The organism is Vibrio sp. YQ_11, assembly GCF_043103065.1.
Taxonomy (GTDB): Bacteria; Pseudomonadota; Gammaproteobacteria; order Enterobacterales; family Vibrionaceae; genus Vibrio; species Vibrio parahaemolyticus.
In genome coordinates, this window is the sequence record NZ_JBICJM010000052.1 from 79308 (window position 1) to 104953 (window position 25646).

Sequence of the window (25646 nt, forward strand, 5' to 3'; positions counted from 1 at the left end):
GTTGCAGGATAAACGGAGACAACACATGTTTGAACCGATGATGGAAATGTCTGACGATGCAGTAATCAAGGTCGTTGGAGTTGGTGGCGGCGGTGGTAACGCCGTTGAACACATGGTGCGTGAATCCATCGAAGGTGTGGAATTCATCAGCGTCAACACTGATGCGCAAGCACTTCGTAAGACAAGCGTTGGCAATGTCATTCAGATTGGTGGTGATATCACTAAAGGTCTGGGTGCAGGTGCGAATCCACAAGTTGGCCGTGAGGCAGCTCTCGAAGACAGAGATAGAATTAAAGATTCCCTAACTGGTGCCGATATGGTGTTTATCGCAGCTGGTATGGGCGGTGGTACAGGTACTGGTGCAGCACCTGTTATTGCTGAAGTGGCGAAAGAGCTAGGTATTCTGACTGTAGCGGTTGTAACAAAACCGTTCAGCTTTGAAGGCAAAAAGCGTTTAGCGTTTGCTGAGCAAGGCATCGATGAGTTATCTAAGCACGTTGACTCGTTAATTACGATTCCAAACGAGAAGCTACTTAAAGTTCTTGGTCGTGGCGTAACATTGCTTGAAGCATTTGCGAGTGCGAATGACGTTCTTAAGAATGCAGTTCAAGGTATCGCCGAGCTAATCACTCGTCCTGGTATGATCAACGTCGACTTTGCAGACGTACGTACAGTGATGTCTGAAATGGGTCACGCGATGATGGGTAGTGGTATTGCGAAAGGTGAAGACCGAGCTGAAGAAGCGGCTGAGATGGCAATTTCTAGCCCACTTCTAGAAGATATCGATCTTGCTGGTGCTCGCGGTGTTCTTGTTAACATCACTGCTGGTCTGGACATGCGTCTTGATGAGTTTGAGACAGTGGGTAACACAGTGAAGGCATTTGCATCTGACAATGCGACCGTGGTTATCGGTACTTCTCTAGACCCAGATATGACAGATGAAATCCGTGTGACTGTAGTTGCGACAGGTATTGGCAATGAAAGAAAGCCAGATATCACGCTAGTCGCTGGTGGTAAAGCAAAAGTAGCTTCGGCTCCTCAAGCTCAGCCACAACAAGTTGCGGCAACGCAAGCTGAAGAAAAGCCGGCACAAACTTTGCAGAATCAAGTGCAAGAGAAGCCACAGGTAACTCCTCAGCCGACAAACACAGTTTCTTCTTCTCCTGCCGCGGGCCAAAGCTCAGCAGCACCAAAGCAAGAGAAAGAAAGCGGTTACTTAGATATCCCGGCATTTTTACGTCGTCAGGCTGATTAATCTTTAACCCATAAATTTGACATGGCTCAAAATTATGGTAGCATTCACGGTCGACGTTACAGACGGCCGTGTTTTGTAGCATATTTTAGAGAGGCAAGCAGATGATCAGACAACGTACTCTGAAAGAAATAGTGAAAACTACTGGTGTGGGTCTCCACTCTGGTCGTAAAGTCACGCTTACTCTGCGCCCGGCTGCTGCAAACACAGGTATTATTTACCGTCGTACAGATGTAAATCCACCTGTAGATTTTCCAGCTGATCCAGCTTCTGTTCGTGACACTATGCTTTGTACTGCATTAGTGAACGACGAAGGTGTGCGTATTTCAACGGTTGAACACTTGAACGCTGCACTTGCAGGTATGGGCATCGACAACATTATTGTTGAAGTTGACGCACCTGAAATCCCAATTATGGATGGTAGCGCAAGCCCGTTCGTTTACCTGCTTCAGCAAGCTGGTATCGAAATGCAAAACGTTCCTAAGCGTTTTATCCGCATTAAAAAGTCAGTTCGTTTTGAAGATGGCGATAAGTGGGCAGAATTTGTCCCATTTAACGGCTTCCGTATGGACTTCGAAATTGACTTTAACCACCCTGCGATTGAATCAGACGAGCAGCGCCTGCTGTTTGACTTCTCATCTCAAGGTTTCGTTCGCGAAATTTCTCGTGCACGTACGTTTGGCTTTATGCGTGATATCGAGTACCTACAATCTCAAAACCTAGTTTTGGGTGGTAGTTTCGACAATGCTATCGTATTGGACGATTACCGAATTCTGAACGAAGAAGGTCTGCGCTTTGAGAATGAGTTTGTTACTCACAAGGTGTTAGATGCAATTGGCGACCTTTACATGTGTGGTCATCCAATTATTGGTGAATTCCGTGCTTATAAATCAGGTCACGGTTTAAACAACCAACTTCTACGCGCAGTATTGGCGGATCAAGAAGCGTGGGAATGGACAACTTTCGAAGAAGAAGTCGGTTCTCCAGTCGCTTTTGCAGAGCCAAACATGGTGCTAGCATAAGTTAGTCAAAGAATATTAAAAACCAGGTTTCGACCTGGTTTTTTTCTATCTAAATTTTACCATCACTTGATGGTTGATGGTTGATGGTTATTGGCCAGATTTTTCTGCCATATCTGCGAGCCTTTTTAGTCGCTCTTGGATTTTTGGTGGGGCCATATCAGCGATGGTCATCAGTGATTGAGCTGCTGACTCAGTGAGTGGCGGGCGTTTTGGCCTATCGTCTTTCTCGTATCGATTACGATAAAGTGAAGGGTTGATCCGAACGTCGACACTTATCAATTTTGCATAACCTTGTGTGCGCAGTTTGTTTAAGATCATTAGACGATCGTAGTCGATCTTCATTTTGATGGCCGCGCTAGATACGTCTATCAGAAGATGGCCATTGCGAATATTTGCAACTCGGCAATGATCTGCCGTCCCTTTTGGTAAAATCGTTTGTAGAGCTTGGTTAAGCTGCAAGATTTCTCCGGCATGTTCTTGAATTTGCTTAAATTGAGACTCAGCAATTACATCCTCTGTCGAGGTTGGTCGATGATCACGCATAGGTAAAATCTAATTTTGTTGAGATATGACTATTCTAGAGCAGCTTTCTCACTAGGTATAGTTTACATTAACGTCTTTAGCCTCAGTTTTACAATGGAGATGGATTGAACGTGGTAAAGTCCTGTTTTTGCCAAGTTTCGTCGTGTAGCAGCTAATAATATTGGCTAATCCATCACCACTTTAACTAAAAATTTCAGAGTGCTTCAAACAAATACGTCTATTTATGGTTGTATCGATGAAAAATCCTTACACTAAGCCACATTGTTTCGAAACTTAGCCTTGAAATATGAATGTTTGAACTCAATATCTTTGATAAATGATTTATCTCAGTATTCTTAGTTCCAAACTGGCAGAGACTGAAGGCATTACGAGTAGATCGGGAACGGTCTGATTAAAGAGAGATTCACGAAAAATGATAACTAAGCTACTGACAAAAGTAATTGGCAGTCGCAACGACCGAACACTGCGCCGCCTTAGAAAAATTGTAAAAGAGATCAATAACTACGAACCAACATTTGAAGCACTTTCAGATGAAGAGCTTAAAGCGAAAACTGTTGAGTTCCGTGAGCGCCTAGAGCAAGGCGAAACTCTTGATAAGCTACTTCCAGAAGCTTTTGCTACTGTTCGTGAAGCGTCTAAACGTGTATACGGTATGCGTCACTTCGACGTGCAGCTCATCGGCGGTATGGTTCTAAATGCAGGCCAAATCGCAGAGATGCGCACGGGTGAAGGTAAAACTCTAACGGCAACTCTTCCTGCTTACCTAAATGCACTTCCTGGTAAAGGCGTACACGTTGTTACGGTCAACGACTACCTCGCTAAACGTGATGCGGAGACAAACCGTCCGCTATTTGAATTCTTAGGTATGACGGTTGGTGTTAACGTGCCGAACATGCCTCCTCAAGCGAAAAAAGAAGCGTACCAAGCTGATATTCTATACGGAACAAACAACGAGTTTGGTTTCGATTACTTGCGCGACAACATGGCTTTCCGCAATGAAGACCGTGTTCAGCGCGAACGTTTCTTTGCTGTGGTCGATGAGGTGGACTCAATCCTTATCGATGAAGCTCGTACTCCTTTGATCATCTCTGGTCCGGCAGAAGACAGTTCAGAACTTTACACTCGAATCAACCTGCTTATCCCACACCTACAGAAGCAAGATAAAGAAGATTCTGAAGAGTACCGTGGCGATGGTCACTACACTGTTGATGAAAAATCAAAGCAAGTTCACTTGACTGAAACGGGTCAAGAATACGTAGAAGAGCTATTGGTTAAAAATGGTTTGATGGAAGAAGGTGATACATTGTACTCACCAGCGAACATCAGCTTGCTTCACCATGTAAATGCTGCTCTACGAGCACATGTGCTGTTTGAGCGTAATGTGGATTACATCGTTAATGATGACGGCGAAGTTGTGATCGTTGATGAACACACTGGTCGTACAATGCCTGGTCGTCGTTGGTCAGAAGGTCTTCACCAAGCTGTCGAAGCGAAAGAAGGCGTTAAGATCCAAAACGAAAACCAAACGCTAGCCTCTATCACATTCCAGAATTACTTCCGTCTATACGAGAAACTGTCTGGTATGACTGGTACAGCGGATACTGAAGCGTTTGAGTTCCAATCTATTTATGGCTTGGAAACTGTTGTTATCCCAACCAACAAACCAATGATTCGTAACGATATGCCGGATGTGGTGTACCGTACCGAAGCTGAGAAGTTTGCTGCAATCATTGAAGATATCAAAGAGCGCGTTGCGAAAGGTCAGCCAACATTGGTTGGTACAGTATCGATTGAAAAATCAGAACTACTCTCCAACGCCTTGAAGAAAGCGAAGATCAAACACAACGTTTTGAACGCTAAGTTCCATGAGAAAGAAGCGGAAATCGTTGCTGAAGCGGGTATGCCAGGTGCGGTAACTATCGCAACAAACATGGCGGGTCGTGGTACAGATATCGTGCTAGGTGGTAGCTGGCAAGCAAAAGTTGAATCACTACAAGATCCAACGAAAGAGCAAATCGACGCAATCAAAGCTGAGTGGAAAAAAGTTCACGATCAAGTTTTAGATGCTGGTGGTCTGCACATCATCGGTACTGAGCGTCATGAATCTCGTCGTATCGATAACCAGTTACGTGGCCGTTCTGGTCGTCAAGGTGATGCGGGTTCATCTCGTTTCTACCTATCGATGGAAGACTCACTGCTGCGTATCTTCACTTCAGATCGTATGGCAAGCTTGATTCAAAGCGGTATGGAAGAAGGTGAAGCAATCGAATCTAAGATGTTGTCTCGTTCTATTGAAAAAGCACAACGCAAAGTGGAAGGTCGAAACTTCGACATCCGTAAACAGCTTCTTGAATACGATGACGTGGCGAACGATCAACGTAAAGTGGTTTACGAACTGCGTGATGAGCTCATGAACGTTGATGATATCAGCGATATGATTGAACAAAACCGTGAAGATGTGCTCACAGCGATCATCGACGAATACATTCCACCACAATCTCTAGAAGACATGTGGGATGTGGAAGGTCTTCAAGAACGTTTGAAAGCAGATTTCGATCTAGACGCGCCAATCAAGCAATGGCTTGAGGAGGACGACAAACTGTACGAAGAAGCGCTGCGCGAGAAGATTATCAGCCTAGCCGTTGAAGTATACAAAGCGAAAGAAGAAGTTGTGGGTGCACAAGTGCTTCGTAACTTCGAAAAATCAGTGATGCTTCAAACACTCGATACGCTTTGGAAAGAGCATCTGGCGGCGATGGATCATCTGCGTCAAGGTATCCACCTACGTGGCTACGCACAAAAGAACCCGAAACAAGAGTACAAACGTGAATCGTTTGAATTGTTTGAAGGTTTACTTGAAGCGCTGAAGACTGACGTTATTACTGTTCTGTCTCGTGTTCGCGTTCAACAGCAAGAAGAGGTTGAGCGTATGGAAGAGCAACGTCGTGCACAAGCAGAAGAAGCTGCTCGTCGTGCGCAGGCTCAGCATGCAGCTGCGGAAAATCAGTTGGCTGATGGTGAAGACTCTGAGGGCTCAAATCAACCTGTTGTTCGTGATGAGCGTAAAGTAGGTCGAAACGAACCTTGTCCATGTGGTAGTGGCAAGAAATACAAGCAGTGTCACGGTCAGATCAATTAATCTAACTTGATAACTTAATAAGAAAGAGTCGCTTAGGCGGCTCTTTTTGTATCGATAGATCCTAGGTAAATATCCATGAAAAGAATTCACATTGTTGCAGCGATCATTTTCAATCAAGATAAGTCGCAAATCTTTATTACTAAACGTCCTGATGATAAACATAAAGGTGGTTTTTGGGAGTTTCCGGGCGGTAAAGTCGAGCTAGGAGAAACAGTTGAACAAGCGATGGTTCGTGAGCTTGAAGAGGAAGTGGGGATTCGAGTGATTGAACAAGCACCGTTTGAACACCTTGAATACGATTACCCAGATAAGTCACTAAAATTTGATTTTATTACCGTCTCTCAGTTCGAGAACGAACCTTATGGTCGAGAAGGTCAAGAAGGGCGCTGGGTCGCAGTTGGTGAATTAGGGGATTACACCTTCCCTGAAGCGAACGTGCCTATCTTACAACGTGTCGTAAAAGAGTTTGCTTAAGCCCAATGAACGTGCTTGTGGTTAACACAGTATGTTGTTAGTTTAAAAAGATTCAGCGAAACGAAAGAGAACGAGAAGCCTCGTTATCCAGAGAAGGAGAGAAAGCGCAATGGTTCGTATTGCAATCGCAGGAGCTGCTGGCCGTATGGGTCGCAACCTAGTCAAAGCCTCGCACATAAACCCAGATGCATCTGTAACGGCAGGTTCAGAACGTCCAGAATCTTCGCTCGTCGGTGTTGATATCGGTGAACTTTGTGGTGAAGGAAAGTTCGATGTTTTCCTGACCGATGACCTAGAGAAAGAGGTCGACAATTTTGATGTTGTTATCGACTTTACCGCTCCAGTAAGTACGTTAGCGAACTTAGAGTTATGTAAACAGCATGGGAAGTCTATCGTAATTGGTACCACTGGCTTTAGTGAAGAAGAGCGAGCACTGATTGATGCAGTTGCGAAGCACGTACCTGTTGTGATGGCTCCTAACTACTCTGTTGGTGTGAACCTAGTATTTAAGTTGCTTGAGAAAGCTGCAAAAGTAATGGGTGATTACTGCGATGTCGAGATTGTCGAAGCTCATCACCGCCATAAAGTTGATGCTCCGTCAGGTACTGCGATTGGTATGGGTGAGGCGATTGCTGGCGCTATGGGCAACAAGTTAAGTGATGTTGCGGTGTATGCGCGTGAAGGCATTACTGGTGAGCGTACTAAAGATGAAATCGGTTTTGCAACCATTCGTGCAGGTGACATTGTCGGCGAGCACACAGCAATGTTTGCTGATATTGGTGAGCGAGTCGAAATAACGCACAAAGCGACGGACCGCATGACTTTTGCTAATGGTGCCGTGAAGGCTGCAGTGTGGCTACATTCCAAGCCGGCGGGCTTTTATACCATGACCGATGTGCTTGGTTTGAATGAGCTTTAAATACATAATTATTCGCCGGCGTAAGCCGGCTTTTTTGTATTTGAAGAAAGTTATGTAAATAAAATGAGTATTGTAGAGCGTCAGTTTTGAACTTGTTTGTGTGTATTTTTGCTGGCTTGGTTGTCTTATTTGTCTTAACTGCTTAAAAGTTGATGTTGTTTTGTTGTGATTAACGTTTGCGTGAAAATCTCATAAAAATTTGTGATCTATAAAAAGTTCAAATTTGTAAAATCTAAAAAAAGAACCATCTTCAAAGTTTGCAGGTGGTGGAAACTTGTGTTTTTGGGGCTTATTGCTAGTAAATGCTATTACTCTTTAGAAAAAGATAATTTATTTTTCATTGTGTGTTGACAGGTTTGCAGTCCATCTTTAGAATACCGCCAATTTGTCTGAAATACCTATTTATGTAGATTTTATAGGTAAAGGAAGGCATGATTGCAGTTTGATTTATTTTTTTTGCATTTTTATTCTGGAGGTTGTCTTGAGTAAATTAGCACTGTTAGTCCTAGAAGATGGGACAGTGTTCCGCGGAGTGTCCATTGGGGCAGATGGCGTTTCCGTCGGTGAAGTCGTTTTCAATACCTCGATGACGGGGTATCAAGAAATCCTCACTGATCCTTCCTATTCTCAGCAAATCGTTACTCTTACTTACCCTCACATTGGCAATACCGGAACCAATTCCGAAGACGAAGAATCCTCTTCCATTCATGCACAAGGCCTTGTGATTCGCGATCTCCCTCTTATCGCTTCTAACTTCCGTAATGAACAATCCCTTTCTGATTATCTTAAGTCGCAAAACATCGTCGGCATCGCAGACATCGACACGCGTAAGTTAACTCGTATCCTGCGTGAAAAAGGTGCTCAAAACGGTTGTATCGTAGCTGGTAACAATCTAGACGAAGCTTTGGCGCTAGCGAAAGCAAAAGAATTTCCTGGTTTGAAAGGTATGGATCTTGCGAAAGAGGTTACAACAAAAGAAGCGTATCAATGGAAACAAGGTTCGTGGACGCTTGAGAGTGGACTTCCAGAAGCGAAAGGCGACAGCGAGTTGCCATACCATGTTGTTGCTTACGACTTCGGCGCAAAACGCAACATCTTACGAATGTTGGTTGACCGCGGCTGCCGCCTGACGGTTGTTCCTGCAGAAACTTCTGCTGAAGAAGTTCTGGCTCTGAATCCAGATGGCGTGTTCCTATCGAACGGCCCTGGTGATCCAGAACCATGTACCTACGCGATTGAAGCGACCAAAGTGTTCCTAGAAAAAGGCCTACCAATTTTTGGTATCTGTTTAGGTCACCAGATTCTGGCGCTAGCGTCGGGTGCGCAAACGGTGAAAATGAAGTTTGGTCACCACGGTGCGAACCACCCAGTAAAAGATTTAGAGCGTAACGTTGTGATGATCACTTCGCAAAACCACGGCTTTGCGGCAGATGAAGCAACATTACCGGAAAACTTACGTGCGACTCACGTATCACTATTTGACGGTTCTCTACAAGGTATTCACCGCACAGACAAGCCAGCATTTAGTTTCCAAGGTCACCCAGAAGCAAGCCCAGGTCCACACGACGCGGCACCGCTATTTGACCACTTTATCGAACTCATCAAAAAACACAGCGCTTAATTCGGAGTAGTAGATAATGCCAAAACGTACTGACATTCAAAGTATTCTAATTCTTGGTGCTGGTCCGATTGTAATCGGTCAGGCATGTGAGTTTGACTACTCTGGCGCACAAGCGTGTAAAGCTCTTCGTGAAGAAGGCTACCGAGTTATTCTAGTTAACTCTAACCCAGCAACCATCATGACAGACCCTGAAATGGCAGATGCAACTTACATCGAGCCGATTCAATGGGAAGTTGTTCGCAAGATCATTGAGAAAGAACGCCCAGATGCAGTATTGCCAACAATGGGTGGTCAGACGGCGCTTAACTGTGCGCTAGATCTAGAGAAGCACGGCGTTCTTGCTGAATTCGGCGTAGAGATGATTGGCGCTACCGCTGATGCGATTGATAAAGCAGAAGACCGTTCTCGCTTCGATAAAGCAATGAAGTCTATCGGCCTTGAGTGTCCTCGTGCTGATACCGCGAAGACGATGGAAGAAGCTTACAAAGTTTTAGACATGGTTGGCTTCCCTTGTATCATCCGTCCATCGTTCACCATGGGTGGTACGGGTGGCGGTATCGCGTACAACAAAGAAGAGTTTGAAGAAATCTGTCGTCGTGGTCTGGATCTTTCTCCGACTAACGAACTTCTTATCGATGAATCGCTAATCGGTTGGAAAGAGTACGAAATGGAAGTAGTTCGCGACAAAGCGGACAACTGTATCATCGTATGTTCAATCGAAAACTTCGACCCAATGGGCATCCACACCGGTGACTCAATCACGGTTGCTCCAGCGCAAACTCTGACTGACAAAGAATACCAGCTAATGCGTAATGCATCGCTAGCGGTTCTGCGTGAAATCGGTGTTGAGACAGGTGGTTCAAACGTACAGTTTGGTATCAACCCGAAAGATGGCCGTATGGTTATCATCGAGATGAACCCACGTGTATCTCGCTCTTCTGCTCTGGCATCAAAAGCAACAGGTTTCCCAATCGCTAAGATTGCGGCGAAACTGGCTGTTGGCTTTACTCTAGACGAGCTGCAAAACGACATTACAGGTGGTGCAACTCCGGCATCATTCGAGCCTACTATCGACTACGTAGTGACCAAGATTCCTCGTTTTAACTTCGAGAAATTTGCTGGCGCTAACGATCGCCTGACGACTCAGATGAAGTCAGTTGGTGAGGTAATGGCGATTGGTCGTAACCAACAAGAATCTCTTCACAAAGCATTACGTGGCCTAGAAGTTGGCGCGACTGGCTTTGATGAGATGGTTGACCTAGATGCACCTGACGCACTGACTAAGATTCGTCACGAACTAAAAGAAGCTGGCGCAGAGCGTATCTGGTATATCGCAGATGCATTCCGTGCGGGCATGTCAGTGGATGGCGTGTTTAACCTGACGAACATTGATCGCTGGTTCCTAGTTCAAATTGAAGAGCTAGTTAAACTAGAAGAGCAAGTGAAAGCCGGTGGCTTTGCTGGTCTAACAGAAGAAGTTCTACGCCAGATGAAACGTAAAGGTTTCTCTGATGCGCGCCTATCTAAACTGTTAGGTGTGGCTGAAAGCGAAATCCGTCGTCTACGTGACCAGTTTAACATCCACCCTGTCTACAAGCGTGTGGATACGTGTGCGGCTGAGTTCTCTTCTGATACGGCTTACATGTACTCATCTTACGATGAAGAGTGTGAAGCAAACCCAACAGATAAAGACAAGATCATGGTACTGGGCGGTGGTCCAAACCGTATCGGTCAAGGTATCGAATTCGACTACTGTTGTGTACATGCATCACTAGCGCTTCGTGAAGATGGCTACGAAACCATTATGGTGAACTGTAACCCAGAAACAGTATCGACAGACTACGATACATCTGACCGTCTTTACTTCGAACCAGTAACTCTTGAAGATGTGTTGTCTATCGCCCGCGTTGAAAAGCCAAAAGGTGTGATTGTTCAATACGGTGGTCAAACGCCACTTAAACTGGCTCGCGCACTAGAGGCTGCGGGCGTGCCAATCATCGGTACAAGCCCTGATGCGATTGACCGCGCAGAAGACCGTGAGCGTTTCCAGGCTGCAGTTGAGCGTTTAGGTCTTCTACAACCACAAAACGCAACAGTAACGGCGATGGAGCAAGCGGTTGAGAAATCTCGTGAAATCGGCTTCCCACTCGTTGTTCGTCCATCTTACGTTTTGGGTGGTCGTGCGATGGAAATCGTCTACGATGAACAAGACTTGCGTCGTTACTTCAACGAAGCAGTAAGCGTATCGAATGAATCTCCAGTTCTACTAGACCGATTCCTAGATGATGCAACAGAAGTGGATATCGACGCTATCTGTGACGGTGAGCGCGTGGTTATCGGCGGCATCATGGAGCACATTGAGCAAGCGGGCGTTCACTCTGGTGACTCTGCATGTTCGCTTCCTGCTTACACACTAAGCCAAGAAATCCAAGACAAGATGCGTGAGCAAGTTGAGAAGCTGGCGTTCGAACTTGGTGTTCGTGGTCTGATGAACACGCAGTTCGCAGTAAAAGACAACGAAGTTTACCTAATTGAAGTAAACCCTCGTGCTGCGCGTACGGTACCATTCGTATCGAAAGCGACAGGTGCACCACTAGCGAAAATCGCTGCACGTGTAATGGCGGGTCAATCTCTGGAATCACAAGGTTTCACTAAAGAGATTATTCCACCTTACTACTCAGTCAAAGAAGTCGTTCTACCTTTCAATAAGTTCCCTGGCGTTGACCCTCTATTAGGTCCTGAAATGCGCTCAACAGGTGAAGTGATGGGTGTTGGTGCTACGTTTGCAGAAGCTTACGCAAAAGCAGAGCTTGGCTGTGGCAGTGTGTACCCTGAAGGTGGTCGTGCGCTACTTTCTGTTCGTGAAGGTGATAAGCAGCGTGTAGTTGACCTTGCGTCTAAGCTAGTAAAATTGGGTTACCAATTGGATGCGACTCACGGTACTGCTGTAATCCTTGGTGAAGCGGGTATTAACCCTCGCCTGGTAAACAAAGTACATGAAGGTCGTCCACACATTCTTGACCGCATCAAGAACAACGAATACACCTACATTGTGAACACGGCTGCAGGTCGTCAAGCTATTGAAGATTCGAAAGTTCTACGCCGCGGTGCTCTAGCAGAGAAAGTGAACTACACAACAACGCTAAACGCTGCGTTTGCAACGTGTATGTCTCACACTGCTGATGCAAAAGCGTCAGTAACCTCTGTTCAAGAGCTACACGCTAAAGTAAAAGCGAGTCTGGAAGCGTAATAGATAAAAATCAATAAGCCCGGTAAATAGGGCTTATATGACAACCTCATTGCCCGCTCATTTGAGCGGGTTTTTTTTATTTTAGGCCTACCTAATTGAAGCGTGCTAAGAACTTTTGATATCTAAGACTCTGTACAGCGCTAAACTTGTTATGGAAAATGATATGTTATAGAACCACTATTTTTTAATAAAATTGATACAACAAGTGAGAGGGAATTGATTTGGTGGTAATCCAGTGTATTTTCTCTGAAATGCGCCCCTCTTTTTTAAAGAATATTCGGAGGGGAAATGATAACTATGATTACGAATCATAATAGAAAGATATGCAATGAATTCTATTCATTGAATGAAATGGGCTTATTTATTTTAAATTATTATTTTATTTTCAGGTATGGTCTCAGTGTTAAATGTAAAAATATACTCTTGATATGTTAATTATTTCAATGGGTTTTCTGCGTTATTTTAAGTTTTCTTATGTGTGACTAAGTTTTATACCTTCCAAAAAGAAAAGTACTTTTTAATGTACCAAATACTCCGGTTTAAAATGTTGATACCAGTTACTTTTTAAAAATATAAACTTTATCTTGTAACCAAGACTTGTCTTCGTCAATCGAGAAAGAATAACCTTGTCTTATTAAGTGTTCTTTAGTAAGAAACATAAGTGCAGTTGGCGCTACAATTGTTATGATTGAAAAGGAAATTATAACCCTTACGAAAAGTGCTTCTTTTTTGTGTGATAACTTTCTTTTATTTAAAAATACAGTTATTAAAAAAATAAAACAAGATATAAATATCCAGCTTCCAAATAGTCCATAAAGTGCGCCCTGAGAAATGACTATAACTTCATCTTTGTTATATATATATTTTATATAGTTAATTACATCGTTGTAAAAGAAGTAAATGCACGATAAGCCTAATAAAAGAAATAACAATGATATCAAAAGTGTTGATGTTAAATCCAAGTCATCTTCTTGTTTCATAAAAATACCCCATTCTTTATGTAACTTCTACCTATCACATCGTTGATTCTCATTTCTTCTTGTTTTAGTGATTCATTCAATGTTTTCTCTAGTGCTAGTTTGAATTTTTGGGTTATCTCATATTTATTATCAATGTGGTTTAAAATGTTCCCGACAACCAAGCTTACACCTATAGCTAAAAATAATGGGCCAGAAGTTAGAGCAAAAATAGTAGTCGCTCCAGAAATTCCTTTTACAGCAATTGCTGCTATTGCGGATGAAATTCCCAGTTTTATGATGTCACCAGTTATTGTTCCAAACAGACTTAATAGTGTGGCTTTATTGTTTTCTGAAAAGAAATATTCTAGTGCTCTGAAAGAACTAACTAACACTACCGTAATAATTGTGCCACTTTTTATCGATTGAATTGCCTGTTTTGAACCAACAGCAAAGTTTGCGATTATTGGCGTTGGGGCGCGAGAACCTAACACTCTTAGTTTTATTTTTAGTGCAGGAGTTCCTGTAAATACAAAATGTGCTTGGCCTGAATAATAATTGATATGGACGGGGTTTACAGCACCGGTTAGGTTATTAGCTAATCTCGATAAAAATACAAGGTCATCTGCTGTTGCATAGTAATTGGCAGTATTATCAAATTTATCTTTTAGAATTGTCCATTTTGATACTATATCTTTCCTCTTGATGTTCATGCTAATTAAAGAGTCGAGTGTATTAACTGATAATATATGTATTTCTTTGGCGTTGCTCGTTTTGTCTTGTTGTATTGCAGGATACATGTTTTTCTCCATGAATTCGTAATGATATTAGACCTGACTAGAATTTCATAGGCAATGAAAATACTATTTTTATGTATAATCTTGAGGCAAGCCTCCTTTTTTTATGAAAATATAAATGAAATTTTTGCAAAGGTGAAAATATGGAATAGGTTCATATCTCGACTTTCCTTTTTAGTTTGAGGTGTTAAGTGCTACCGTTTAGCTCTTTTCGTATTTTTGAACAAGGAAGTGTAAGTGGAGCTTACTTTAGAAGTATTAACCGCGTTGTTTTTGGTTGCATCTGTGGCTGGTTTTATCGATGCAATGGCTGGTGGTGGAGGGCTCCTCACGCTTCCTGCGCTTTTGGCTGCGGGATTGAGCCCTACTCAAGCTCTAGCAACCAACAAGTTACAAAGTTCGTTTGGCAGCTTCTCGGCTAGCTGGTATTTCGTGCGTAACGGTATTGTCAGCCTAAAGGAAATGCGTTTCGCGATACTCTGTACTTTTATTGGCGCTGCAATCGGTGCCGAGGCTGTTCAGTTTATTGATGCTAGCGTACTCACCAGTTTGATTCCTGTTCTTCTAATTGCGATTTCTCTTTATTTTTTACTCGCACCAAGCACTCGAAAGATCGATGGAGAACCAAAACTTGCCGAAGCGATGTTTGCATTATGTATTGGTGGTGGAGTTGGTTTCTACGATGGTTTCTTTGGCCCCGGTACGGGCTCGATTTTTACTGTGTGCTTTGTTGCTCTTGGCCACTTTTCCCTCGTGGATGCAACAGCACGAACTAAGATTTTGAATTTCACTTCGAACATCGCTGCATTGTCGTTTTTCGTTCTAGCAGGGTTACCTGTATGGGAAATTGGTTTGACGATGGCGATCGGTGGCTTTATTGGCGCTCAACTTGGCGCAAAAGTGGTGGTTACCAAAGGTCAAAAGTGGATTCGACCTCTAGTGATTACCATGTCTATGCTGATGGCAACAAAACTTCTTTGGCAACAACATCAGCAATGGCTTCTAACACTGTTTTAATTCGCTGATTGCGGTATGTGTTGTGGCGAAGACAGATGTGTATTGGGCGAATTAGAGGCTCTAGTTCTTCGAATTCAAAACAAAAATTTGATGCGATGTTGAGTGTTTTGATGATGGATTTAGGTATCAGTGCTGGTGCCATACCTTTTAAAGCTAATTGCGCTGCCGCAGTGTAGGAGTCCATCTCCATCAAAGGTTGGATTTCGTACTTGGACAAAATGGCTTGCTGATATGTATTGGCTGGGTTATTCAAATCGTTAGTTAAAATCGCTTTTGGTAATTGAGTTAGCGGGTGCTTACTTATTATAGAGAAAGGCTCATCGGCGAGATGAACGCTCATCAAACCGTGATGTGAAGGTAAGTAACCAGCGCAGAATCCCAGGGTCGCTCGCCCTGATTTTACGTTTTCAACGATTCTCGGAGTGTGATTGGTGGAGATTCTGAGATAAGGATCGCGTGCCAGTTGCTCTTCCATAATCATACTCAGATAACCTGCGACGAGAGTTTCTGAGCAATCCATTTTTATTAATGACGTATCTTCGAGCTCTTGCTGATCGTAAATCTGTCCTCGTAACTCATTGAATGTGGGCTCTATCGTATTGATAAGGGCCAGAGCATCCGAGGTTAGTTTAATGTGTCTGCCGTTTGGCTCGATCAGTTTCTTTCCTAACTTTTTTTCTAAATTGGCGATACGTTTACTCACCGCAGATTGGCTGATGTACAGCTGACTACCAGTGCGGCTCATGGTTTTTTCTTTACTTAGTACAAGTAACGTTTCAATGCCTTCTAATAACATAGCAATTAATGAAAATTAGGAATGAGACGGATAATTTAACGAATTGCTGAGGGATAAGCGAATCGTGTTAATTAAAATGCGAAGAGCCGAGATAAAGTCGGCTCTTTAGATTGAAAGCTGTACTTGAATTGCTTAGCGGTTGATGGCGAAAGTAGGTAAAGATAGATGCCAACGAATCGCACCAAGGCGAATCACTAGTGTTGAGATAACACCTGCGAGCAGGGCCGTGGAATGATCGTAACCCATACTCACAGCCATCGTGTGGAAGATGCCACCAATGATACAGGCTGTGGCGTAGACTTCGCTTCTTAGCACCATTGGTACCTCTCGGGCTAAGACATCTCGGATTATGCCGCCACCGCAACCGGTGATTACACCCATGATCACGGCAACCATGCCGGAGGCGTTGTAGGCGAGCGCTTTTTCTACCCCAATTCCCACAAATACGGCCAGACCGATGGCGTCACACACGGGTAAAACCCACCAAGCTAACCGTTTTGGTCTGCGAACCAAGATCATAGTTAACAAACAGGTGATGAAGATAACCCAAAGATAAGTGGTATCGGTAATCCAAAAGACGGGGGTCGCACCAAGTGCCATATCACGAATAGTGCCACCGCCAATGGCAGTCACGCTGCCTAGGACGATAACACCGAAGGGATCCATTTTTAATCGGCCAGCGAGTAAAACACCAGACACAGCGAAGATTGCTGTACCGAATAAATCGATCATATAAAGCAGCATGGAATCCATGTTACTTGGTACCTATAAAAAGTGTGAGAACAAAAATGGGCGGAAATTGTACGGCATTTCCAACGAAAACGTTAGCGTTTTCGTCTAACGCTTTCAAAGTGTTCACACACTTCAATGATCGCATTGAGTGTGCGTGGTGTTGGGCGATTTATCCAATCAGAATTGAGTGACCAAACATGATTGTTGCGCAGAGCTGGCAGTTCATTTTTCCATTGAGCCCACATTCCATCATCATTCATAGCATGACGAGAGGTGAAGAGTACTTCAGGTTGACGTGTTATCACTTGCTCGATACTGACTTGAGGATAGGGTGCTGCTGTATTGGCAAATACATTTTCTCCACCACAGAAGTTAAATACTTCGCTCGGCCAGTTTTTACCTGCCACAGTAATGATCGGCTTTTCGCTGAGTTGATAAAAATAGCGGACTTTCTCTGTGGTGTTGTATTTCGCTTTGAGAGCAGTTAGCTCCTCTCTAAAGTCCCGCGCTGCTTTTTGACCCTTTGATGGATCATCGCTGTATTGACTCAGCTGCTCAATATTATTTGCGATGTCTTCTAAAGTACCCGTGGTTGAGTAGTAGATAGGTACGCCAAATTGTTTTAACTTTTCGAGCTCTTTGGCGGGGTTACCCGCAGACCAAGCAATGACGAGATCGGGCTGAAGGGCAATGATGCGTTCCAACTTTATGCCTTGGTAATTGGATACTTTCTCCAGTTCACCAGCTTCCTTCGGATAATCACTCATCTCACTCACAGCGATCAGTTTGTCACCTAAGCCAGCAGCATAAGCAATCTCTGTGGCGTGAGGCGCTAAACTGATCACTCGTTCAACGGGTTCGTTCGCCATCGTAAGAGAGGAGAAGAAAAGGGAGAGGGATAGGCAAATTTTGTTCATCATAATCCTTGATAAATCAGTACTAGAATAAAGCTTTGAATCACAATCCAAGCAAAGATGCGCCAAACCAGTAAAATTTGGATTTGTGCAAGATGAATAGCAGAAGGCACAATGCGTCCACCAATCTTGGTGCGTTCTGCTCTGACGCCTTGGTATAGAGCTGGGCCTCCTAACGAAAGCTGGAACTTATTGCCGATAGTACACAGCACCCAAGCTGGCCCTGGCAATGGCCAAGATTTCGCTTGTTGTTTGAGTCCATTAAGCACTGCGGACATATTGTGACCAGTAAGCAACAGTAGGGCAAATAATCTCAATGGAATGAGCTCTAAAACGGCAACGATTTGAATGGCTGGTTTCCCAAATGGCGCATACTGACGACGGCTAGGAGACCAAGCTCGTGCTAGCTCCATGGTTAAGCGGTACATGAGCGCACCAATCCCACCTGCGATGGCATACCAAAACAGTACACACACTACATTGCGACCAAAGCCCATAATGATGGTTTCAGCTCCGGCTTTACCTATACCGACAAGCGACAACGTTTCGGTATCACGATTCACAAAAGGCTTGAGTAGATCGCGACAGCGCGTTTTATCCTCACGCGACAAGGCGAGGGCAAGTTGTTTGGTGAGGGTTTCGCAACTTCGCCAATCTAACGCTAATAGTAACAAGGCAAGTTCGTACAGAGGCTCTTGCCAAACTAAAGGCTTTAGAGCGATTAAGAGCACCAAACATGGCAATGTCATCAAAATAAGAGCGAGGCTTCCTGAGAGAATGCTTTGTGAATAGCTATGGTGGTTATTTACTTTCTCTGCTAATTGTTCGGCTACCTTGCGCCATAAAGTTGCAGGGTGAGCGGAATGAGGAATAGGGAGGATCAGGTGAAACAGTAATGCGCCCCACATCACGAGGAGCGCACCGTTAGCATAGAATTGCTGAAAAATTTCTTCCATGAATGACTTGGATTACTTAACCAGTTCCAGCATCTTGAAGACCATTTCTGAAGAGCTTTTTGCTGCTAGAGGCAGGAATTCTTCAAAGCTCATTGGTGATTCTTTATCAGCAACGTCAGAAATAGCACGAACAACAACAAATGGTGTGTTGAACTGGTGGCAAGTCTGAGCAATAGCTGATGCTTCCATTTCAACCGCAATAACGGATGGGAAGTTTTCACGAATGAACGCTTGGCGCTCAGCCGTGCAAACAAACGCATCGCCCGTACAGATCAAACCGCGAACGGCATGTGTATTTGCCATTTGCTCTAGTGCTTTTTCCGCTAGGTCCATCAGTTTTTCATCCGCTTTGAATGCTGCTGGTTGACCAGCCATTTGACCAATTTCATAGCCAAAAGCGGTCACGTCTGCGTCGTGGTGGCGCACTTCTGTAGAAATCACTACGTCACCTAGATTTAGGCTTGAATCGAAACCACCAGCAGAACCTGTGTTGATAACCACATCTGGTTGGTATTCATCAAGAAGAATTGTTGTACCAACTGCCGCAGCAACTTTACCGATACCAGATTGTAGTAGCACTACATCTACATCGTTAATTTGACCAGAGAAAAACGTACAACCTGCTTTGTTTACGGTTTGGCAGTTTGTCATAGCTTCTTTCAGGATGGTCACTTCTTGTTCCATCGCCCCGATGATACCAACTTTCATAGCACTCTCTTTAGGTAAAATATTTAATCGGCGAGAGTATAGCACTCCCTGTCAGCAGTTTTCTATTTGATGAGTTCTGCTTTAGAAAGTTCGGTTCGTAATTGCTCGGCCCGTTTTCGATTGACGCTAAAGTCGGAATACCCTACGCGTGATTCTGAACGCACGATCAGAGTATTCCCGTCGATCTTTAATTCGAGATCATCCACGAAGCGCATGATTTTAGATGTGCATTCAATGCGCAGATAATTGCCATCTTTCTCAGCTGTTTTAGCCCCCGATAGTTGCAATGCTGCTTGCTCAATTGCATCCAATGTGGCGGATTCGGTGAGAGTAAAAGGTTCGAGGTGGTGTTCTTCTCGTTGGTCTTGTGTTGAAACGCAGTTAGGTTTGTTTCCACATGGGGTTTGAGTTCTATCTGGCATCGAAGTGACTCCTTGGCTGCATGCGGTTAAGCCGAGAAAAGTGATGAGCATCAGAGCGGCTTTTTTCATGAGTTCTATTCCTTAACAGAGGAATTTAATTATATGTAATAAAAGAAAAAAGGATCCAATCTTTGGATCCTTTTTGAGTGTTGGGACGACGCTATACGTTTAAGTAATCAAGAATGCCTTCTGCTGCTTTTCGTCCTTCATCAATGGCGGTTACCACTAAATCAGAACCGCGAACTGCGTCTCCCCCAGCAAAGATCTTTTCATTGCTGGTTTGATATTGAAACTCTTGGTTGTTGGGTGCTTTGATTCGTCCCCATTGATCAAGTTCAACATTGAACGGAGTAAGCCAGTTCATTTGATGAGGTTGGAAACCAAATGCCATGATGACAGCATCGGCAGGCAGTACGTGTTCACTTCCTTCTACAGGTTCTGGGCGACGGCGACCTGCGTCATCAGGCTCGCCTAAAGCAGTTTTGACCACTTTCACGCCTGAAACTTTGCCATACGCATCAACCTCAATACCTAAAGGCTGAAGGTTAAACATGAACTTCACGCCCTCTTCTTTGGCATTTTTCACTTCTCGACGGGAGCCTGGCATGTTTTCTTCATCACGACGGTAGGCACAAATCACGTTAGATGCGCCTTGACGGATCGAAGTTCGCACGCAGTCCATCGCGGTATCACCACCACCAAGCACTACTACTTTTTTGCCAGCCATATCGATAAACGGTTGGTTATGTTCTAGCTCCATAACCTTATAGGTATTGGAAATCAAAAATGGTAGGGCGTCATAAACGCCCGGCGCGTCTTCATTTTCCAAACCCGCGCGCATGTATTTGTATGTGCCCACACCTAAGAAAACCGCATCGTATTCATCAAGCAGTTCTTGCATCTGCACATCTTGGCCGACTTCCACATTCATGCGGAACTCAACGCCCATTTCGGTAAATACCCGACGACGATTTTCCATGACCCCTTTTTCCAATTTGAAAGAAGGAATACCAAAGGTTAGTAGGCCACCAATCTCTGGGTAACGGTCAAACACCACAGGTTTTACACCGTTGCGAACTAAGATGTCTGCTGCTGCCAGACCAGCAGGGCCAGCGCCGATGATTGCCACCTTTTTATCCGTCCACTCCACTTTGGACATGTCAGGCTTCCAGCCCATTTCAAAGGCTTTGTCGGTGATGTACTTTTCAATGTTACCTATCGTGACTGCACCAAAATCATCATTTAGTGTGCACGACCCCTCACACAAACGGTCTTGCGGACACACTCGGCCACACACTTCAGGCAAGCTGTTGGTTTGGTGTGAAAGTTCCACGGCTTCTAAAATTCGACCTTCATTCGCCAGTTTTAGCCACTGAGGAATGTAGTTATGGACAGGGCACTTCCATTCACAATATGGGTTACCGCAATCCAAACAGCGATCGGCTTGCGCCGTTGCTTGTTGTTTCGTGAACGGCTCGTAGATTTCAACAAACTCAATCTTACGAATCTTAATTGGTTTTTTCGCCGGATCTACGCGTTGAACATCGATAAATTGGTAAACGTTCTGACTCATGATTCAAACATCCTCCATGATTTATTGGGCTTGAACGCGCAGTTCAGCAGCGCTGCGGCTTTGGTGACCAAGTAGCGTGTTTAAGTCAGCCGCTTGAGGTTTCACCAAGTAGAACTTCGGAATCCATTCGTCAAAGTTCGCCAAAATATGTTCTGCATGGCTAGAGCCAGTCTCTTCGAGATGCTCCGCAATTAGGCCGCGCAAGTGCTCTTGGTGGATGTATAGATCCGACAGTGAAATGGCTTCCACCGATTCGTTGTTTACACGACCTTGGAAGTCTTGATTTTCATCCAACACGTAAGCAAAACCGCCCGTCATACCAGCGCCGAAGTTCACACCTGTGGCGCCAAGAATAGCCACAATGCCGCCAGTCATGTATTCACAAGCGTTATCACCCGCGCCTTCTATGACGGCGATGGTGCCAGAGTTACGAACACCAAAACGCTCTCCTGCTTTACCCGCAGCAAACAGTTTTCCTCCTGTCGCGCCGTACAAACATGTGTTACCGATAATGGTGGCTTCGTTACATTTAAATGCAGTGCCTAGGTGAGGTTTAATCGCGATCTTACCGCCTGCCATACCTTTGCCTACGTAGTCGTTCGCGTCACCAGTGAGGTAAAGCTCTACGCCGCCCGCATTCCAAACGCCAAACGACTGGCCAGCCGTACCATCTAGATAGATTTTGATTGGCGAAGCTGCCAAACCTTGGTTGCCATAGCGTTTTGCTATCTCACCAGATAAACGCGCGCCAACAGAACGGTCGGTGTTGATGACGTTGTAGAAGAAACTTGCTGATTGGCTGTTTTCGACAGCATTCAAGGCATCATCAACGATTTTTTGGTTGAGTTCGGCTTTATCAAACGGTTTGTTTGGCTCCGTCCAAAATAGTGGATGACCTTCGGCTGAAATAGGAGCTTCTAAGATGTTTGATAGATCCAACTTGGTTTGCTTCGCTGTGAATCCCTCGACGGCTTCAAGTAAATCAGTACGACCAATTAAGTCTGTCAGTTTCTCTACGCCAAGTTCTGCGAGTAACTCACGTACTTCATCGGCAAGGCCAGTAAAATAGTTCATTACCATTTCTGGTAAGCCTTTAAAGTACTCTTTACGAAGGGTTTCATCTTGAGTTGCCACACCCGTTGCACAGCTGTTCAAGTGGCAAATACGTAAGAATTTACAACCCATAGCAACCATTGGTGCGGTACCAAATCCGAAGCTTTCCGCACCAAGAATTGCGGCCTTAACAACATCTAGCCCTGTTTTTAACCCGCCATCTACTTGAAGACGAATCTTATGGCGAAGGCCATTTGCAACCAGTGCTTGTTGGGTTTCTGCGAGGCCAAGTTCCCAAGGACTACCTGCGTATTTCACCGAAGTCAGTGGACTTGCGGCCGTACCGCCATCGTAACCTGAGATAGTGATGAGGTCGGCGTAAGCTTTTGCGACCCCTGTGGCTATGGTGCCAACACCAGGCTCGGAGACGAGTTTCACCGAAACCAGGGCATTCGGGTTGACTTGTTTTAGGTCGAAGATCAGCTGGGCTAAATCCTCGATCGAATAAATATCATGATGTGGAGGAGGGGAGATTAACGTCACCCCTTGCACCGAGTAACGCAGCTTGGCGATTTCTGCCGTGACTTTGTGCCCTGGTAGCTGACCACCTTCACCAGGTTTAGCTCCTTGCGCAACCTTGATTTGCAGTACGTCTGCATTGGTTAGGTAATGAGGCGTAACCCCAAAACGGCCTGATGCGATCTGCTTGATTCGCGAGTTACGCTCGGTGCCAAAACGACGAGGATCTTCACCACCTTCGCCAGAGTTAGAGTAACCACCAAGACGGTTCATCGCCGTTGCAAGTGCTTCGTGTGCTTCTGGGCTCAACGCTCCGATAGACATGGCGGCAGAATCAAAACGTTTGAACAATTCTGTTTTAGGTTCGATTCGTTCAAGTGGCAATGGCGAGTCAGATTTTTTCAGTGCCATTAGGTCACGCAACATCGCGACAGGGCGCTCGTTTACTTGTTTGGCAAAACTTTGATAATCGTTACTTTCACCAGATTTCACCGCTTTTTGCAGTGTACCAACCACATCAGGGTTGTAGGCATGGTACTCACCGCCATGTACGTATTTGAGTAATCCGCCATGTTCAATCGATTTACGTTTTGCCCACGCCTTGCGGGACAAGTTGGTTAAATCTTGTTGGAAATCATCAAAGTTTGCGCCTTCGATGCGAGTGGTTACGCCTTTAAAGCACAAGTCAACCACTTCTCGGCTCAACCCAACAGCTTCGAACAGTTGTGAGCAACGGTAAGAGGCGATGGTCGAAATACCCATCTTCGACATGATTTTGTACAAGCCTTTGTTGATGCCATACTGATAGTTCTGCATAACATCACGGTAGTCTTTATCTAGGGCACCATCGTCAATCAATTTGCCTAACGCTTCATAAGCTAGATACGGATAAACCGCCGTAGCGCCAAAGCCTAGCAATACGGCAAATTGATGAGGGTCACGTGCGGTTGCGGTTTCCGCGACGATGTTGGCATCACAGCGAAGGTTGGCTGTAACTAAGCGAGTTTGCACGGCGCCGACAGCCATGGCGGCTGGAATTGGCAATTTGCCTTTGACTAACGCGCGGTCGGAAAGAACCACTAAAACGGTACCTTCTCGCACCACTTGTTCAGCTTGATCACATAAGTCATCGATCGCTTGCTTGAGATCTTTCTCTTGTGGATCGTAGTTTATGTCGAGAATGGTATTGCGGTAGTGATCGTCATCCAGCTCAAGCAACTGCTGCATGTCAGAGTAAAGTAGCACTGGAGAATCAAATGTCACTCGATGCGCGTGGCCGTCGGTTTCACAGAAGACGTTCATCTCCTGACCTATACTGGTGGCTAACGACATAACATGCTTTTCACGTAGTGGATCGATAGGCGGGTTGGTGACCTGAGCAAACTTCTGGCGGAAGTAATCGGTAACCAAACGCTCTTTCGAAGACAGTACTGCCATTGGCGTGTCATCGCCCATAGAGCCTACGGCTTCTTGACCCATATCGCCAAGTACACGCAGCACCTGATCCACTTCTTCATTGGTCATAGCGAATTGCTTTTGATAGGTCTTAAGCAAATCTTCATCGAAGCTTCGTTCACCCACTTGATCTTCAGGTAACTGAGAGAATGGCGTTAGTTTGCGAACGTTGTTTTCCATCCATTCGCGGTATGGGTGACGAGATTTGAGATCGTTATCGATCTCGCTTGATTGCCACAGTTTACCTTTACGAGTATCGACAACTAACAACTCACCAGGGCCAACACGACCTTTTTTCGCAACTTCGTCTGGTGCGTAATCCCAAATACCGATTTCAGAAGCCAGCGTGATCAACTTGTCTTTTGTGATCACGTAGCGAGCTGGGCGCAGACCGTTTCGGTCGAGGTTACATGCTGCGTAGCGGCCATCGGAAAGTACGATCCCTGCAGGGCCATCCCAAGGCTCCATGTGTTTGGAGTTGAAATCATAGAAGGCTCGTAGATCGGGATCCATATCTGGGTGATTTTGCCATGCTGGTGGAACAAGCATTCGCATGGCTCGGAAGATATCCATGCCGCCGGCCAAGAACAGATCCAACATGTTATCCAGACTTGAAGAATCCGAACCAGTCTCATTTACAAACGGAGCTGCGGTTTGTAAATCGGGCAGCAATGGGGAAGAGAACTTATAAGCACGCGCTCGGGCCCATTGGCGGTTGCCTTCTATGGTATTGATCTCACCGTTGTGAGCAAGATAACGGAACGGCTGCGCCAGTGGCCAGCGAGGTTGAGTGTTGGTTGAAAAACGCTGGTGGAACAGGCAGATAGCGGATTCCATGCGTAGATCAGCAAGATCAAGGTAGAAGCGAGGCAAATCTGCAGGCATGCACAAACCTTTGTACACCAGCACTTGCGTCGATAAGCTGCAGATGTAGAAATCAGGATCCTCGGTGATCTGTTTTTCCATACGGCGACGGGCAATATAGAGACGACGTTCAATGTCGCGTTCACGCCAGCCCGCTGGAGCTGAGATAAAGACTTGCTGAATATTGGGCAGTGAGTTGGCCGCAATCGGGCCGAGTACTGCAGAATTTGTTGGAACTTCGCGCCAACCCGCAACCGTTAAGGTCTCTTGAGCGAGTTCTTTATTGACGATGTCTTTAGATAATTGAGCTTTAACCGGATCTTGGCTGAAGAAAAGCATCCCTACGGCATATTGTTTGCCTAGGTTGAAACCATTCTCTTCGGCGATAAGGCGTAAATAGGAATCGGGCTTTTGTAAAAGAAGACCACAACCATCACCTGTTTTACCATCGGCGGCAATACCACCACGGTGGGTCATTCGGTCAAGTGCAGAAATTGCTGTACGAACCAGCTTATGGCTTTGCTCGCCTTCCATATGTGCGATCAAGCCAAATCCACAGTTGTCTTTCTCAAGACTTGGATCATAAAGAGCCATTGCAATTCTCCCTTTGCTTATCTGTCATCCCGACAGATACATCAACACTGCTTACGTTGATAGTGATGAC

19 protein-coding genes are annotated in these 25646 nt (G+C 45.0%); 8 read left to right on the forward strand and 11 right to left on the reverse strand.

Annotated elements, in window-relative coordinates; all coding sequences use genetic code 11:
* The first annotated feature begins 25 nt into the window (after positions 1-25).
* On the forward strand, positions 26-1255 hold the full coding sequence (gene ftsZ, locus ACF8EG_RS24335) for a cell division protein FtsZ (RefSeq protein ID WP_005497096.1): 1230 nt from the start codon (positions 26-28) through the stop codon (positions 1253-1255).
* Positions 1256-1356: 101 nt separating this feature from the next.
* Positions 1357-2274: a UDP-3-O-acyl-N-acetylglucosamine deacetylase gene (lpxC, locus tag ACF8EG_RS24340; protein WP_023584959.1), complete on the forward strand. Its 918-nt coding sequence runs from the start codon at positions 1357-1359 to the stop codon at positions 2272-2274.
* 87 nt (positions 2275-2361) lie between these two features.
* On the opposite strand, the gene ACF8EG_RS24345 is transcribed toward lpxC, so the two are convergent.
* Positions 2362-2817 carry a DUF721 domain-containing protein gene (locus ACF8EG_RS24345; protein WP_005497100.1) on the reverse strand — a complete coding sequence of 152 codons (456 nt, stop codon included), beginning with the start codon at positions 2815-2817 and terminating at the stop codon, positions 2362-2364.
* 412 nt (positions 2818-3229) lie between these two features.
* Here ACF8EG_RS24345 and secA point away from each other — a divergent pair, with 412 nt between their 5' ends.
* The 5 genes from secA to carB all read left to right on the forward strand — a co-directional run bounded on the left by secA (position 3230) and on the right by carB (position 12220).
* Positions 3230-5956, forward strand: a complete 2727-nt coding sequence (secA, locus tag ACF8EG_RS24350) for a preprotein translocase subunit SecA (protein WP_140061743.1) — start codon at positions 3230-3232, stop codon at positions 5954-5956.
* 75 nt (positions 5957-6031) lie between these two features.
* Positions 6032-6430 carry an 8-oxo-dGTP diphosphatase MutT gene (gene mutT, locus ACF8EG_RS24355; RefSeq protein ID WP_005461225.1) on the forward strand — a complete coding sequence of 133 codons (399 nt, stop codon included), beginning with the start codon at positions 6032-6034 and terminating at the stop codon, positions 6428-6430.
* 109 nt (positions 6431-6539) lie between these two features.
* Entirely contained in the window at positions 6540-7349 is an 810-nt protein-coding gene (gene dapB, locus ACF8EG_RS24360; protein WP_015296233.1) for a 4-hydroxy-tetrahydrodipicolinate reductase, read from the forward strand.
* A 481-nt stretch (positions 7350-7830) separates the two neighbouring features.
* Complete coding sequence (gene carA / locus ACF8EG_RS24365; RefSeq protein WP_025516345.1) at positions 7831-8970, forward strand: glutamine-hydrolyzing carbamoyl-phosphate synthase small subunit; 1140 nt, start codon at positions 7831-7833, stop codon at positions 8968-8970.
* A 16-nt stretch (positions 8971-8986) separates the two neighbouring features.
* The gene (gene carB, locus ACF8EG_RS24370; RefSeq protein ID WP_025539978.1) at positions 8987-12220 is read left to right on the forward strand and encodes a carbamoyl-phosphate synthase large subunit; all 3234 of its coding nucleotides are present in this window, start codon (positions 8987-8989) and stop codon (positions 12218-12220) included.
* 557 nt (positions 12221-12777) lie between these two features.
* On the opposite strand, the gene ACF8EG_RS24375 is transcribed toward carB, so the two are convergent.
* Both ACF8EG_RS24375 and ACF8EG_RS24380 read right to left on the reverse strand, forming a co-directional pair.
* Complete coding sequence (locus ACF8EG_RS24375) at positions 12778-13200, reverse strand: hypothetical protein (RefSeq protein ID WP_069505193.1); 423 nt, start codon at positions 13198-13200, stop codon at positions 12778-12780.
* Entirely contained in the window at positions 13197-13976 is a 780-nt protein-coding gene (locus tag ACF8EG_RS24380) for a hypothetical protein (protein WP_069505191.1), read from the reverse strand. The genes ACF8EG_RS24375 and ACF8EG_RS24380 overlap by 4 nt, the downstream gene beginning before the upstream one ends.
* A gap of 234 nt (positions 13977-14210) precedes the next feature.
* Between ACF8EG_RS24380 and ACF8EG_RS24385 the strand changes: the two genes are divergently transcribed.
* Positions 14211-14990 carry a TSUP family transporter gene (locus ACF8EG_RS24385; RefSeq protein ID WP_031850002.1) on the forward strand — a complete coding sequence of 260 codons (780 nt, stop codon included), beginning with the start codon at positions 14211-14213 and terminating at the stop codon, positions 14988-14990.
* Here the strand turns inward: ACF8EG_RS24385 and ACF8EG_RS24390 are convergent.
* From ACF8EG_RS24390 to gltB, 8 genes are all read right to left on the reverse strand, one after another.
* Complete coding sequence (locus ACF8EG_RS24390; protein WP_011105668.1) at positions 14926-15786, reverse strand: LysR family transcriptional regulator; 861 nt, start codon at positions 15784-15786, stop codon at positions 14926-14928. The two genes, ACF8EG_RS24385 and ACF8EG_RS24390, sit on opposite strands and share 65 nt — an antisense overlap.
* A gap of 132 nt (positions 15787-15918) precedes the next feature.
* Complete coding sequence (locus ACF8EG_RS24395) at positions 15919-16539, reverse strand: TRIC cation channel family protein (RefSeq protein WP_005461192.1); 621 nt, start codon at positions 16537-16539, stop codon at positions 15919-15921.
* A 71-nt stretch (positions 16540-16610) separates the two neighbouring features.
* Complete coding sequence (gene btuF, locus ACF8EG_RS24400; RefSeq protein WP_025795738.1) at positions 16611-17435, reverse strand: vitamin B12 ABC transporter substrate-binding protein BtuF; 825 nt, start codon at positions 17433-17435, stop codon at positions 16611-16613.
* Positions 17435-18388: a cobalamin biosynthesis family protein gene (locus ACF8EG_RS24405; protein WP_069505189.1), complete on the reverse strand. Its 954-nt coding sequence runs from the start codon at positions 18386-18388 to the stop codon at positions 17435-17437. Before ACF8EG_RS24405 ends, btuF begins: the two co-directional genes overlap by 1 nt.
* Positions 18389-18400: 12 nt before the next feature.
* Positions 18401-19096 carry a 5'-methylthioadenosine/S-adenosylhomocysteine nucleosidase gene (gene mtnN, locus ACF8EG_RS24410; protein WP_005461186.1) on the reverse strand — a complete coding sequence of 232 codons (696 nt, stop codon included), beginning with the start codon at positions 19094-19096 and terminating at the stop codon, positions 18401-18403.
* Between the two features lie 62 nt (positions 19097-19158).
* Positions 19159-19587: a DUF1499 domain-containing protein gene (locus ACF8EG_RS24415; protein ID WP_069505187.1), complete on the reverse strand. Its 429-nt coding sequence runs from the start codon at positions 19585-19587 to the stop codon at positions 19159-19161.
* A 91-nt stretch (positions 19588-19678) separates the two neighbouring features.
* Complete coding sequence (locus ACF8EG_RS24420) at positions 19679-21091, reverse strand: FAD-dependent oxidoreductase (RefSeq protein ID WP_023584951.1); 1413 nt, start codon at positions 21089-21091, stop codon at positions 19679-19681.
* A 21-nt stretch (positions 21092-21112) separates the two neighbouring features.
* On the reverse strand, positions 21113-25576 hold the full coding sequence (gltB, locus tag ACF8EG_RS24425) for a glutamate synthase large subunit (RefSeq protein ID WP_069505185.1): 4464 nt from the start codon (positions 25574-25576) through the stop codon (positions 21113-21115).
* Between the last annotated feature and the right edge of the window lie 70 nt (positions 25577-25646).